This is a genomic window from Mycobacterium branderi, from assembly GCF_010728725.1.
Lineage (GTDB): Bacteria > Actinomycetota > Actinomycetes > Mycobacteriales > Mycobacteriaceae > Mycobacterium > Mycobacterium branderi.
In genome coordinates, this window is the sequence record NZ_AP022606.1 from 4,500,545 (window position 1) to 4,514,099 (window position 13,555).

Below are 13,555 nucleotides of genomic sequence, written 5' to 3' on the forward strand. Positions count from 1 at the left end.
CAACTGCCCCGAGGCGCTTTGTCGCGTTTCGACAGAGGAACCGTCAGTCGGGCTCGCCGGCCGCGAGTTCGATCATCATGGCCAGCCGCTTTTTGGCGTCGTCGAGTGGCAGATTGGTGATCTCGGCCATCTTGCGCAGGCGGTAACGCACGGTGTTCTCGTGCACCCCCAACTGCTGGCCGGCCCCGGCCGGGTCGCCCTGCGCCTCCAGCCAGGCACGCAGCGTGGCCACGTAGTCGGTCGCATGGGCCTGGTCATGGCGGCGCAGCTCGGCCACCGGCCCACGGTCCGGCGACCGACCGGACCGCGCGGCGGTGCGCAGCCGCTGCAGCAGGATGTCGTCCCATGACTCGTCGTACGCCGGAGGCGCGTCGTGCGGCGTCGTCTCGTGCAGCGCCAGGCACTCGTCGGCCTCGCGGCGCGCGGCGGACAGATCCGCGACCTCGGCCGGCCCGCTGATGCCGGCCAACACCGCCACGCCCTCCGGAAGGGCGGCCCGCAAACCGGTGACCCAGCGCCGCGCCGCCGCCTGGTCGCCGGGAAGCAGGGTGTAGACGGTGTTGCCGGCCAGGGCGCTGCGGCCCGGCCGCGACCAGCCGAACCCGGTGGTGGCGCGCTCGAACGCCAGCAGCAGCGCGGCATCACGTTCTGCGTCGATGAACGCCTGCAGGGCGATCACCCGTAGTCGGCTGTGCGGCAACAGACCCAGCCTGCTGGCCGCGGTGGCGGCATCGGCTGCGCCCTCCAACAACCGAATCACCAGGTCGGATTCGACCTGGCGCTCCAAATCCGCGCTGGCACGCGATCGCAACAGGTGTAGAGCCACGGTGTGCGCGCCCTCGGCCAGTGCGGTGCGCGCAGCCGGGTCCAGCGGCGCCGCACACGCCACCCACACCGACCCGATGAGCTCCCCGCCCGAGCGCACCGCCACCGCCATGCGCCCGATCAGCCGGTGTTCAGCGTCCGCGGCGACGAACACCGGTTCGTCGGAAACCTCCAGGTGCGCGAACACCCCACGGGCAACGAATAATTCGCGCAGCTTCTCGGGTGTCTGGCGTTCCAGGATGGTCGACACCCGGGCCGCATCGGTGTGCTGCTGCCGCCGCGAATACGCCAGCACCTGCAAGAGCCGATCGTGGATGACCACCGCACCCCCGACCGCATCGGCGAGGCTATCCGCCAGCGCGAACAAATCGGTTGGGCCACGGCCGGATTCGGTCTCGCGACCCTCCAACACCAGTCCATAGACCACCGCGGCCAGCTCGCTCCACGACACTGTCTCGTCGACCACCATGACGGCGCCGGTCCCGGCGTCGTCGTCGAACGTGATCGGCTCGTCACCGCCACGTGTCAACACCACGACCGCTCGCGCCGCGGCGGCCCACCGCACCGCTTCCCGCAGCGACCCCGCACCGACCGCCAGCAACACGTCGCCCAAAATCGGGCGGTCGACGCCGGTTTCGTGGATCACCACGCTGCGCAGTTCGGTCGATCTCGGCACCGAAGACCACCGCAAGCGGACACCGTAACCACCGAGAACGTTGACCAAACGGTCCAAAGTGATCACTGAACGAGCACTCTCAGCCGAGGACGGCGCGGGTGGACGCGACCGCGACCTCCGAGGCGTTGCCGTTTCCGCTTGCTTGGGCCACGGCCCGCCTGGTGGAGGCCATGCGCTGCAGTGCCGCCTCGGTGAACACCGACAGTCCGAGCTCGGGGTTGTAGCCGTGGATCTCCTTCACGTCGAGCTCGGCGAGGAAATACAGGATCTCCTTGGAGATCACCTGACCCGGGACCAGCACCGGGAAGCCCGGCGGGTAGGGCACCACAAACGTGGTGGACACCAACGGTTTTCCCTCGGCGAGTCGGCGCCCGGCCGCACCGAGCTGAACGTGTTCGCGGTCGGAATCCTCGTATCCGGCGTAGAAGGCCGACCGCATGTCGCCGAACGAGCAAGAGCTGTCGGGACGGAATGCGTTGTCGAATTCGCTGAAATCGGGCAGCGCGGGCAGATCCTCGGTGATCTCCTCGACCCGGCGCTCGTGCAGCGTGCGGTCTTCCGTGCCGGCCGCGGCCAGGTTGCGCTCGAAATCGGCGGCCACCCGCCGCAGCGCGTCGAGCAGGTAGTGCACGCTCGACCAGGTGACGCCGATCGTGAAGATCAGCAGCACGCTGTTGATCGACGTCTTGTTAATCTGGATGCCGAATCGGTTCATCAGGATCTTCTCGCGAAACTCGTACCCGTTCATGCCGGTCTTCCCGATGAACAGGGTGACGCGCGTCGGGTCCAGCACGAACTGGTCCGAACGCCACGCCTCGTTCCACTCCGCCAGTGCGCCCTGACGCACCTGCCGGTACGAGCTGACCGTCGAGGCCCGAAACTCCTCAGGCACCAGGTCGGATTCGTCGAGGATGCGAAACCACTTGCCGATCAACCGGTCTTTGCGGACCCGGTGCCGAAACACCAGCGCCATGTCGTAGACGTAGCGGACCATCTCGAAGCCCTCGATGTCGACCTGCCGGCGCGCCAGGTCCAGCGACGCGAGCAGTTGCTGGTTGGGCGAGGTGGAGGTGTGAGTCAAAAACGCCTCACCGAAGGCGTCGCGGCTTTTGGCCTGGAAATCCTGGTCGCGGATGTGGATCATCGACGCCTGCCGCAACGCCGACAGCGACTTGTGCGTGGAATGTGTTGCGTAAACCCGGATTCGGGCGCGGCCGGGCTCCGGCAGCAGCCGATGGTTGACCCAGTCGGCGCGCTCGACCCCGTCCATCTCGACACGCCATTGGCGGTATTCCTCGGCATAGGCAGGCGAGGACAGCATCGCTTCCAGTTGCTGGGCGGCGATCATCGCGGTGCGCTGGCGCGCCCACGGCACCGCGGTCGCGAACGCGTACCACGCCTCGTCCCACAGAAAGCAGATGTCCGGCTTGATCGCCAGCACCTCCTCCATCACGCGGCGCGGGTTGTAGACGACGCCGTCGAACGTGCAGTTCGTCAGCAGCAGCATGCGCACCCGGTCCAACTGGCCGGCCGCCTCGAGGTCGAGCAGCGCCTGTTTGATGGTGGCCAGCGAGACCGCGCCGTAGACCGCGAAGGACGTGAGCGGATAGGCGTCCAGATACAGCGGGTAGGCCCCGGCCAACACCAGGCCGTAGTGATGCGACTTGTGGCAGTTGCGGTCGATGAGCACGATGTCGCCGGGCCGGGTGAGCGCCTGTACCACAATCTTGTTGGCAGTCGAGGTGCCGTTGGTGACGAAGTAGGTCGAATTGGCGTTCCATGTCACTGCGGCCTTGTCCATCGCCGCCCGGATCGCGCCGTGCGGATCCAGCAGCGAGTCGAGCCCGCCCGACGTCGACGACGTCTCGGCCATGAAGATGTTGCGACCGTAGAACTCACCCATGTCGTGCAGCGACTTGGAGTTGAAGATGCTGGCGCCGCGCGCGACGGGCAGGGCGTGGAACTGGCCGACCGGTGCGGCGGCGTAGGCGCGCAGCGCGTCGAAAAACGGTGTGGCGTAACGGTTCCGGATGCCGGCGAGCACCGTGCTGTAGAGGTCGGTGACGTCGTTGAGCCGGTAGAACGTGCGGTCGTAGACGTCGGGCTCGTCCTCGGTCTCCGCGGCAATCGACTCGTCGGTGAGCAGATACAGGTCGATGTGCGGGCGTAGTTCGCGGATCCACTCCCCGCATTCCACCCAGTCGTAGCTGGCCACGACTTTGTCGCTGGCGCCGAGCAACGTCGTCATCAACGGCACCCGGTCACGCGAACGCAGCGGTATGTCATGGCGGATGATTGCGGCCTGGATCTCGCCGTTGAGCGCGACGGCCGTGATCGCGTCCTCGACGCTCGGCACCACCAGCAGCTCGATCTGCACGTCATCGGCGGGGTCGCGCAGCGCGCGCAGGCATTCGACCAGGCTCTCCGGGGCCGTCGCCGGGGAGTCGTCGGCGAGCAGCACGGTGTAGAACTGTTGTTCCTTGGCCCGCGCCACCAGCTCCTGGTCGGCCAGCGACCCGGACGTGTCGAACAGCGCTGCGCGGTCGCCGTATTCGGAGAGCAGCCGCACCGCGAGCGACACCTCCTCGGCGAGCCGCACCGTGGCCATGTTGTCGAGGTACTCGCGGAAGGCCGCCAGATTCTCCGCGCCCGGGTACAGCCAGTACCGCTCGTAGGCCGCGAGCCGCTTGATCAGGCGTTTGGCCCGGGCCGCTTCGTGTGCGGTGTCCAGCCCGGCCCGGTTGAGGACGGCGAGCTGGTGGCAGGCGTCGTCGAGCAGATTCCACGTGTCCAGCCGGGAGTACGACGGATTGGCTACCGCCGCCAGCGCGGAAACACGAAGTCGTCGGGGGCGTTTGCCGTCGCGGTCCATATGGCCAGTGTGTCCCTTGGCAGTGCCTCAGTCCTCGAATTCGTCGTCGGGTCTACTGCGGTTGATCGCCATCCACCGTCGCACCGGCAGATCCCAGCGACGCGGCGCCACATCGGTGACGTCGGACAGCGACCGCACCACCGCCTGGGTCAGCCCCATGATCGCGGCCATCACCGGAAGCAGCGGCCGGAATGGCTGCGCGGCTGAGCGGACCGTGCTGATGCGCCGCGCCACCACGTAGCGCTCGACGCAGTGATAGAGCCATGCCCCCACACCCAGCGCGTAGATCGCCAACACCGCCGCAATCGTCGCCTGCCCGTACGCCGCGCACACCACCGCGCCCAGCACGACGGTCGCCGCCAGTATCGCGGCGATGACGACTCGCAACTCCAGGCGCGTCATGACTTACGGTCGCGTACCGCCGCAGCCGCGGCCCGGATCTGCGGCGTCACCAGCATCACCTGACCCAGCACCCCGTTGACGAAACCCGGCGAGTCGTCGGTGGACAGCTCCTTGGCCAGCTCCACCGCCTCGTCGACGGCGACCGGCTCCGGCACGTCGTCGGCGTGCAACAACTCCCACACCGCCACCCGCAGGATGGCCCGGTCCACTGCCGGGAGCCGTTCCAGTGTCCAGCCCTGCAGGTGCGACGAGATCAGGTCGTCGATATGCGCGGCGTGCTCGGTGACGCCGCGGGCCACCGTCTCGGTGTAGGGGTGCAGCGGCGCCACATCGGGTTTGGCTTCGGCGAGCGCGGCGCGCGCGTCGGCCGCCTGGGCCGGTGTCACGCCGCGGGCTTCGGCCTCGAAGAGCAGGTCGACGGCGCGTTTGCGGGCCTGGTGGCGTCCCTTGACCGGCCGGACCGGCTTAGGGTCAGGCACGGCCCAGGTAGCTGCCGTCGCGGGAGTCGACCTTGAGTTTGTCGCCGGTGTTGATGAACAGCGGGACGTTGATCTGCGCGCCGGTCTCCAGCGTTGCCGGTTTGGTGCCGGCGGACGACCGGTCGCCCTGCAGGCCGGGCTCGGTGTGGGTGACCTCCAACTCGACCGTCACCGGCAGCTCGATGTAGAGCGGCGAGCCGTTGTGGAAGGCCACCTGCACCGGCATGCCTTCGAGCAGAAACTTGGCGCCGTCGCCGACCAGCGACTCCGGCAGGTGATGCTGCTCGTAGTCTTCGCTGTCCATGAACACGAAGTCCGAGCCGTCGCGGTACAGATAGGTGGTGTCGCGGCGATCTACGGTGGCCGTTTCCACCTTCACCCCGGCGTTGTAGGTCTTGTCGACCACCTTGCCGGAGAGCACGTTCTTGAGCTTGGTGCGCACGAACGCGGGGCCCTTGCCGGGTTTGACGTGCTGAAACTCGACGATTTGCCAGAGCTGGCCGTCGATCACCAGCACCAGGCCGTTCTTGAAGTCGGCAGTCGTTGCCACGGTCTTCTACGTCTCCTAGAGAATCGCCAGTTCTTTGGGGAACCGGGTAAGCAATTCGGGGCCTTGCGTTCCCACGACCAACGTGTCCTCGATGCGGACGCCGCCACGGTCGGGCACATAGACACCGGGCTCCACCGTCACCACAGAGCCCGCACGTAGTGTACCGGCGGCGCTGGCGCTGATCCCCGGCGCTTCGTGGATCTGCAAGCCCACCCCGTGGCCCAGCCCGTGCCCGAAATGGTCGCCGTGGCCGGCGTCGACGATCACCTGACGGGCTGCGCCGTCCACCTCGGACAGGACCGCGCCGGGGTGCAGCGCGTCGCGCCCGGCCTGCTGTGCGGCGGCGACCAGTTGATAGATCTCTCGCTGCCAATCGGCGGCAGGGCCCAACACGAAAGTGCGAGTCATGTCGGAGTGATAGCCGGCGACCAACGCGCCGAAATCGATCTTGACGAAGTCGCCGGCGGCCAGCACCGCGTCGGTCGGGCGATGATGCGGGATCGCCGAATTGGCCCCGGCGGCAACAATTGTCTCGAACGACACCCCGTCTGCGCCGTGGTCGAGCATCAGGGCCTCCAACTCGCGGCCCATCTCGCGTTCGGTCCGGCCCGGCCGCAGCCCGCCGCGCTCGACAAGGTCGGCCAGCGCGGCGTCGGCGGCCTCGCACGCCAGTCGCAGCAACGCGACCTCGCCGGCGTCCTTGACCTCACGCAGCGCTTCCACCGTTCGCGGCGCGCGGACCAATTCAGCGCCGCCCGCCTCGTCGGCCAGGGCGTCGAAGCCGTCGACCGTGACCACGTGACTTTCGAAGCCCAGCCGCTGCACGCCCGCAGACGCCGCCCGACCGGCCAGGTGGCGGCCGCAAGCCCGCTCGATGACCACCTCCAGATCCGGTGCCTGTTCGGCGGCCTGGGTGCGGTAGCGCCCGTCGGTGGCCAGCACCGGCGGCCGGTCGTCGGCGAAAACCAGCAAGGCGGCGTTCGAGCCGGTAAAACCCGACAGGTAGCGGACGTTGACCAGGTCGCTCACCAGCATCGCGTCCAGCCCGGCGGCGCCGATCTGCGAACTCAGATTGTGTCGACGCTGGGAATGTGTCACGCCCGACGACGGTACTCGTCTACGCTGTGGCCCCATGAGTAACTGGATGCTGCGCGGTCTGGTCTACGCCGCCGCGATGGTCGTCGTCCGCCTGTTTCAGGGGGCGTTGATCAACGCTTTTCAAACCCAGGCCGCGTTGATCAGCATTGTGCTGCTCATCCTCTTCATCATCGGGGTCGTGGCGTGGGGCGTGATCGACGGCCGCGCCGACGCGCGGGTGCAGCCCGACCCGGACCGTCGCGCCGACCTGGCGATGGTGTGGCTGCTGGCCGGACTGGTGGCAGGCATCGTCAGTGGCGCGGTCGCCTGGCTGATCTCACTGCTCTACAAGGGCCTGTACGCCGGCGGGCTGATCAACGAGATCACCACGTTCGCCGCGTTCACGGCGCTGCTGGTGTTCCTCGGCGGAATCGGCGGGGCGACGCTGGGCCGCTGGCTCGTCGACCGCAAGGGTGAGTACGAGCCGCAGCCGCGCGGCGGCGCCGCGGAGGACCGCGTCGACACCGACGTGTTCGCGGCGGTCCGACCCGAGGACACCGCCACCCAGGGGGGCGCCATGCCGCAGGAGCAGACGTCGTCGGTGGCCACGGCCGAACGGGAAGCGACCACGGCGCCGCAGCCTACCTACAGCGAGTCACCGACCGAGGAAATCAAGCTGTCCGACGTACAGCGGCCCGCTGAAGAGGCGGAGCAGACCAAGCCCGACGAAGAACAGCGTTAGCGGCGATCGCAAGCGCGGCGAAGCCGGGCGCAGCGGGTCGACGCCAATTACCTAGCCGGCCAGGTACCGCAGCGCCAGCAGATAGCCCTGCACACCCAGGCCGACGATCACCCCGGTTGCTATCGGGCTCAGGTAGGAGTGTCGCCGAAACTCTTCGCGGGCATACACATTGGAGATGTGCACCTCGATCAGCGGCGCCCGCAGCTCGCTGCACGCGTCCCGCAGCGCCACCGACGTGTGCGTCAGCCCGCCGGCGTTGAGGATCACCGGCTCTTGCGCATCGGCCGCCGAATGGATCCACTCCAGCAATTGGGCTTCGCTATCGCTTTGCCGCACAACAGCTTTCAACCCGAGCTCGGTGGCCTCGCGTTCGATCAGCGCCACCAGGTCGTCGTGGCTGGTGTCGCCGTAGACGTCGGGTTCCCGTCGGCCCAGCCGGCCGAGGTTGGGTCCGTTGATGACGTTGACTTGAGTCATGCACCGATCTCCGCATAGGCAGCGGCCAGCAGCGCGGGGTCCGGCCCCTCCAGCCGACCAGGCTTGGCCAACCCGTCGAGAACGACGAATCGCAAGACTCCCGAACGGGTTTTCTTGTCACCGGCCATGTATTCCAGCAACTGCGGCAGCGCGTCGGCGTCGTAGCTGACCGGCAGCCCCAGCGAGGTCAGGATGGCCCGGTGCCGTTCGGCGGTGGCGTCGTCGAGCCGTCCCGCCAGCCGGCCCAGCTCGGCGGCGAACACCAGGCCCACCGACACCGCGGCCCCGTGGCGCCACTGGTAGCGTTCCCGCCGCTCGATGGCATGCCCCAAAGTGTGCCCGTAGTTGAGGATTTCGCGCAGCTGCGATTCCTTTTCGTCGGCCGCGACGACCTCCGCCTTGACCGCGACCGCCCGCCGGATCAGCTCCGGCAGCACGTCACCGGCCGGATCGAGGGCTGCCTGCGGGTCGGCTTCGATCAGATCGAGGATCACCGGATCGGCGATGAACCCGGCCTTCACCACTTCGGCCATCCCGGCGACGATCTCGTTGCGCGGCAACGTCTCCAGTGTCGCCAGGTCGACGAGCACGGCGGCCGGCTGGTGAAACGCGCCGACCAGGTTCTTGCCGGCATCGGTGTTGATCCCGGTCTTGCCGCCGATCGCGGCGTCGACCATGCCCAGCAACGTGGTGGGCACGTGCACGATGTCGACGCCGCGCAGCCAGGTGGCGGCGGCGAAGCCGGCGACATCGGTGGCAGCTCCCCCGCCCAGGCTGACCAGAGCGTCCTTACGGCCAATCCCGATGCGGCCCAACACTTCCCAGATGAATCCCACCACCGGCAGATCCTTGCCCGCCTCCGCGTCCGGGATTTCGATGCGATGCGCGTCAACACCCTTGTCCGCCAAGCGCTTTCGGATTACCTCAGCGGTCTCCGAAAGCACTGGCTGGTGCAGGACCGCGACCCGGTGCCGGCCGCCCAGCAGCTCTTCGAGCTCACCGAGCAGACCGGTGCCGATCACCACCGGGTAGGGCGGGTCGACGGCCACCTGCACGGTGACCGGTTCGCCGGCTTCGGTCATCGGCGCCGCTCCTCCTCATCGCTACGCTCTGCATCGTCGCCGGCGCGGCTCATTTGCCCGCCTCGGCGCGGCGCGCGGCGGCCAGGGTGGCCGGCGTGACCGGGGTGGGCGGCCCGGGTTCGACGTCGAGTCGGCGGCGCCCGCACCGTCGAGTCTTCTCGCGATTCTCCAGTCGCGACATGATGTAGCGCACGACCGCACCGGGATTGCGCCGGTTGGTGTTGACCCGGATGGTGGCGACTCGCCGGTACAGCGGAACCCGTTGCGACATCAGCGCCCGGAACTTCTCGGCGCGGTCCGGCCCGGCCAACAGCGGGCGCGCGGTATTGCCGCCGGTGCGCCGCACCCCTTCGGCGGCGGTGATCTCCAGAAAGACCACGGTGTGGCCGCTTAGCGCGGCGCGCACGCCGGGCGTGGTGACGGCGCCGCCGCCGAGCGACACCACACCGTCGTGCTCGGCCAGCGCCCGGCGCACCACCTGCTCCTCGATGCGACGGAACTCCTTCTCGCCGTCGGTGGCGAAGATGTCGGCGATGGTGCGCCCGGTCTCCGCCTCGATCGCCACGTCGGTGTCGAGCATCTCGACGCCGAGCGCCTTGGCCAGCCGACGGCCGATCGTGGACTTGCCCGACCCGGGCAAGCCCACCAGCACCGCCTTGGGTGCCATTACCCGGACGCCCGGACTTCGGTCGCAGGCTCGCGCTCGGCTACCGAACGCAAGTAGCCCTCGACGTTGCGGCGGGTTTCGGCCAGCGAATCGCCGCCGAACTTCTCCAGCACCGCGCGGGCCAGCACCAGGGCCACCATGGTTTCCACCACTACCCCGGCGGCGGGCACCGCGCACACGTCGGAGCGCTGGTGGATGGCGACGGCCTCGTCGCCGGTGGCCATGTCGACGGTCGCCAGCGCGCGCGGGACGGTGGAGATCGGCTTCATCGCGGCCCGCACCCGTAACGGTTGGCCGTTGGTCATGCCGCCCTCCAGCCCACCGGCCCGGTTGGTGGAGCGCACGACGCCGTCGGGCCCGGGGTACATCTCGTCGTGGGCGCGGCTGCCGCGGCGGCGCGCGGTCTCGAACCCGTCGCCGATTTCGACGCCCTTGATCGCCTGGATGCCCATCACCGCGCCCGCGAGCTGGCTGTCGAGCCGGTTGTCGCCGCTGGTGAACGACCCGATGCCGACGGGCAGGCCGTAGGCGACCACCTCGACGACACCGCCGAGCGTGTCGCCGTCTTTCTTGGCGGCCTCGATCTCGGTGATCATGGCTGCTTCGGCGGCTTTGTCATGCGCACGCACAGGGCTGGCGTCGATCGCGGGCAGGTCGTCGGGCTGCGGCGGCGGGCCGTCGTAGGGCTGTGATGCGCCGATGGAGACGACGTGGGAGAGCACGTCGACGCCGAGCGCTTGCTTGAGGAAGTGGCGGGCAACGGTGCCGGCCGCGACGCGGGCGGCGGTCTCGCGGGCGCTGGCCCGCTCCAGCACCGGCCGGGCGTCGTCGAAGCCGTACTTGAGCATGCCGGCGTAGTCGGCGTGGCCGGGCCGCGGCCGGGTCAGCGGGGCGTTGCGGGCCCCGTCTAGTGCGGCGGGGTCGACCGGGTCGGGGGCCATCACCTCTTCCCACTTGGGCCACTCAGTGTTGGCGATCTCGACGGCGATCGGCCCGCCCAGCGTGCTGCCATGCCGCACCCCGGCCAGGATGGTCACCTGGTCGCGCTCGAATTTCATCCGGGCGCCGCGGCCATAGCCGAGTCGGCGGCGCGCCAACTGGGCGGCGATGTCCTCGGAGGTGACGGCCACCCCGGCGACCATGCCCTCCAGCACGGCCACCAGCGCGCGGCCGTGGGATTCACCGGCAGTGGTCCAACGCAACACGCGTCCCATCTTCCCACGTTGCCCGTCGGCCTACGCCCAGCGTGTACTCAGGGCGAGAAATCGCCGCGGAATTCACCGCCGTGGCTACCAGAGAGCCAGGCCCACAGCCATCGCGCTCGCCAGGCACATCGACGGACCATGCGGCACGCTGCGGATGCCGACAAGCAGCGCCACCATGGCCGTGAGCAGCGGCGCGCCGAGCGCCGCCAGCAACCACACGTCGACACCGAACCAGCCGGTCAGCGCGCCCACCCCGAGCGCCAGCTTCACGTCGCCGGCACCCATCGCGGCCGGCGACACCCAATGCACGGCGAGGTATACCGCCGCCAATGCGAGCGCCCCGGCCAGCGCCGGCAGGCCGCGCCCAGCCAGCGTCGCAGCCAGCAGGATCGCGGCGGCCCCGGGCAGGGTGAGCCAGTTGGGCAGCCGTCGGCGCCGGACGTCGTAGCCGGTGAGCGCGGCCATCCAGCACAGCACCGCCCCCGCCAGCATGCGCGGCAGGCTAGCCGACGGCAGCCGCCATTGCCTCTCGCGGCGCGGGCCGGCCTGTGAATAGTTCGACCTGCGCGAACGCCTGATGCAGCAGCATCTGCAGGCCGCCGATGACCCGACCACCCGCCGCGGCCACCGCGTCGGCCAGCGGTGTCGGCCACGGGTCGTAGATCGCGTCCAGGAGCACCGGGACCCGGGCCAGTGTCTGCGCATACCGTGCCGCGACGTCGGCCGGCAGCGTGTTCACTAACAAACTCGGCTGGTCAAGTGGCGTGCCCAGGTCACAGAACCGGGTCGGCACGCCGACCTTCGCGCCCAGTTGCACCAGCCGGGCGGCCTTCTCTGGATTCCGCGCGACCACCGTGATGCCGCTGACCCCGAGCTCGGCCAGGGCCACCACCACCGCCGGCGCGGTGCCACCCGACCCCGCGACTACTGCCCGTCCCGACGCCGCGCCGAGAGCTCCCGTCACGCCGTCGACGTCGGTGTTGTCGGCGAGCCAGCCGCGCTGCGTACGCACGAGCGTGTTGGCCGAGCCGACCAATTCCGCGCGGGCGGTGTGCTCGTCGGCGAAGCGCAGCGCCGCGAACTTGCCCGGCATCGTCACCGACACACCGACCCACTCTGGGCCGAAGCCGGCGACCACGCCCGGCAGTTCGGCGGCGTCGCATTCGATGCGCTCGTAAGTCCAGTCCAGGCCCATCGCGCGATAAGCGGCCAGGTGCAGCTGCGGGGAGCGTGAATGCGCGATCGGCTTGCCGAGCACGCCCGCCCGTCTAGCGGGCGCTATCGAGGACACCGTTGTGTTGGGCCAGCTCGATGTTGGCCAGATGCTGCTGGTAGTCGCGGGTGAACAGCGTCGTGCCCTGCGCGTCGATCGTGACGAAGTACAGCCAGTCACCGGGTTCGGGATGCTCGGCGGCGGACAGCGCATCGGTGCCCGGCGAGCAGATCGGCGTTTCCGGCAGGCCTTCGGACAAGTAGGTGTTCCACGCCGTCGGCTGAGCCCGGTCGGCGTCGGTGGTGGCGACTTCGCGGCGATCCAGCGGATAGTTCACCGTCGAGTCGAACTCCAGCGTGCGGTGCTCGGCCAACCGGTTGTAGATGACCCGGGCGACCTTCGGGAAATCCTGCGGCTTGGCCTCGCGCTGCACCAGCGACGCCACCACCAGCACGTCGTATGACGACATGTTCATCGTCTTGGCGGTGTCGACCAGCCCCGACTTCACATAGTCCACCGCGCTGGAGCTGATCAGCGTCGAGAGGATCTTCTGCGGCGAGGCCGACGGGTTCACGTTGAACGTCCCCGGCGCGATCAGCCCCTCGATCCGGCGATGGTCGCTGCCCATCCGGTTCACCGGGTCGACGGCCCACCCCGGCACCTCCAGCAGGGCCGGCGGTGTGCTGGCCGCGGCAGCGCGCAGGTCGTTGACCGGAACGCAGTGCTTGTCGCCGTCGAGGTCCACACAGGTGGCCCGGGAGATCAGGGTGAAGATGCCGGGCGTGACGGCATTGGTCTTCACGTCGGTGGTGTCGTCGAGCTGGCGGCCCTCCGGGATCACCAGCCGGCCCACCCGGCTGTTGGGGTCGGCGAGCCGCTGGACAGCCGAGGACGCAGGGATTTCGGTGCGCATCCGGTAGTACCCGGGTTGGATCGACGAGATAGCGGCGTTGCCGTGCGCGGCGTCGACAAACGCCCTGACCGTGCGGACCACGCCCACGTCGTGAAGGGTTTCCCCGATCTCGGTGGTCGAGTCGCCGGCGTGGACCTGGATCACCACGTCCTGTTTGCCGCTGCCGCGGTAGTCGTTCTGCGAGCCGAACATGTGCCACAACTTGGAGCCGATGAAGACGGCCGCGACGACCACCACGACGAGCACGGCGGTGGCGAGCCCACTGACGAGGCGCCGACGGCGACGACCGCGCTCGGCACGCAGCCGTTCGGCGCGGCTACGCACGCGTCGGGGCGGCCCCACCGCCTCCGGTGCTGCTCGCGACCCGCTGCGCCC

Annotated in this window: 14 protein-coding genes; 1 reads left to right on the plus strand and 13 read right to left on the minus strand. The window is 69.1% G+C overall.

Annotation, left to right across the window (positions count from 1 at the left end; genetic code table 11):
- Nucleotides 1-43: 43 nt before the first annotated feature.
- The 6 genes from G6N47_RS21715 to G6N47_RS21740 are packed head-to-tail and all read right to left on the minus strand — an operon-like array spanning nucleotide 44 to nucleotide 6,902.
- Nucleotides 44-1,567, minus strand: coding sequence for a PucR family transcriptional regulator (locus G6N47_RS21715; protein ID WP_083133470.1), 1,524 nt, complete (start codon nucleotides 1,565-1,567; stop codon nucleotides 44-46).
- Between the two features lie 13 nt (nucleotides 1,568-1,580).
- Nucleotides 1,581-4,373, minus strand: coding sequence for an aminotransferase class I/II-fold pyridoxal phosphate-dependent enzyme (locus tag G6N47_RS21720; protein WP_083133469.1), 2,793 nt, complete (start codon nucleotides 4,371-4,373; stop codon nucleotides 1,581-1,583).
- 27 nt (nucleotides 4,374-4,400) lie between these two features.
- A complete protein-coding gene (locus G6N47_RS21725; RefSeq protein ID WP_083133468.1) occupies nucleotides 4,401-4,775 on the minus strand; it encodes an antitermination protein NusB in 375 nt (124 codons plus the stop codon).
- Complete coding sequence (gene nusB, locus G6N47_RS21730) at nucleotides 4,772-5,254, minus strand: transcription antitermination factor NusB (protein ID WP_083133467.1); 483 nt, start codon at nucleotides 5,252-5,254, stop codon at nucleotides 4,772-4,774. The genes G6N47_RS21725 and nusB overlap by 4 nt, the downstream gene beginning before the upstream one ends.
- Complete coding sequence (gene efp, locus G6N47_RS21735; protein ID WP_083133466.1) at nucleotides 5,247-5,804, minus strand: elongation factor P; 558 nt, start codon at nucleotides 5,802-5,804, stop codon at nucleotides 5,247-5,249. Before efp ends, nusB begins: the two co-directional genes overlap by 8 nt.
- A gap of 15 nt (nucleotides 5,805-5,819) precedes the next feature.
- Complete coding sequence (locus G6N47_RS21740; protein ID WP_083133465.1) at nucleotides 5,820-6,902, minus strand: M24 family metallopeptidase; 1,083 nt, start codon at nucleotides 6,900-6,902, stop codon at nucleotides 5,820-5,822.
- A gap of 34 nt (nucleotides 6,903-6,936) precedes the next feature.
- On the opposite strand from G6N47_RS21740, the gene G6N47_RS21745 reads away from it, so the two are divergent.
- Complete coding sequence (locus G6N47_RS21745; protein WP_083133464.1) at nucleotides 6,937-7,623, plus strand: B-4DMT family transporter; 687 nt, start codon at nucleotides 6,937-6,939, stop codon at nucleotides 7,621-7,623.
- 51 nt (nucleotides 7,624-7,674) lie between these two features.
- Here G6N47_RS21745 and aroQ read toward each other — a convergent pair whose 3' ends face one another.
- The 7 genes from aroQ to G6N47_RS29820 all read right to left on the minus strand — a co-directional run bounded on the left by aroQ (nucleotide 7,675) and on the right by G6N47_RS29820 (nucleotide 13,522).
- Nucleotides 7,675-8,100 (minus strand): type II 3-dehydroquinate dehydratase, encoded by a 426-nt coding sequence (aroQ, locus tag G6N47_RS21750; RefSeq protein WP_083133463.1) that lies wholly within the window; start codon nucleotides 8,098-8,100, stop codon nucleotides 7,675-7,677.
- The gene (gene aroB / locus G6N47_RS21755; protein WP_083133462.1) at nucleotides 8,097-9,182 is read right to left on the minus strand and encodes a 3-dehydroquinate synthase; all 1,086 of its coding nucleotides are present in this window, start codon (nucleotides 9,180-9,182) and stop codon (nucleotides 8,097-8,099) included. The genes aroQ and aroB overlap by 4 nt, the downstream gene beginning before the upstream one ends.
- A 49-nt stretch (nucleotides 9,183-9,231) precedes the next feature.
- Complete coding sequence (locus G6N47_RS21760; RefSeq protein WP_083133461.1) at nucleotides 9,232-9,849, minus strand: shikimate kinase; 618 nt, start codon at nucleotides 9,847-9,849, stop codon at nucleotides 9,232-9,234.
- Nucleotides 9,849-11,054: a chorismate synthase gene (gene aroC / locus G6N47_RS21765; RefSeq protein WP_163659819.1), complete on the minus strand. Its 1,206-nt coding sequence runs from the start codon at nucleotides 11,052-11,054 to the stop codon at nucleotides 9,849-9,851. The genes G6N47_RS21760 and aroC overlap by 1 nt, the downstream gene beginning before the upstream one ends.
- Nucleotides 11,055-11,138: 84 nt before the next feature.
- Nucleotides 11,139-11,546, minus strand: a complete 408-nt coding sequence (locus G6N47_RS21770; protein WP_083133459.1) for a prepilin peptidase — start codon at nucleotides 11,544-11,546, stop codon at nucleotides 11,139-11,141.
- Nucleotides 11,547-11,556: 10 nt separating this feature from the next.
- Complete coding sequence (locus G6N47_RS21775; RefSeq protein ID WP_232080380.1) at nucleotides 11,557-12,336, minus strand: shikimate dehydrogenase; 780 nt, start codon at nucleotides 12,334-12,336, stop codon at nucleotides 11,557-11,559.
- A complete protein-coding gene (locus G6N47_RS29820; protein ID WP_232080381.1) occupies nucleotides 12,323-13,522 on the minus strand; it encodes an endolytic transglycosylase MltG in 1,200 nt (399 codons plus the stop codon). Before G6N47_RS29820 ends, G6N47_RS21775 begins: the two co-directional genes overlap by 14 nt.
- Nucleotides 13,523-13,555: the final 33 nt, after the last annotated feature.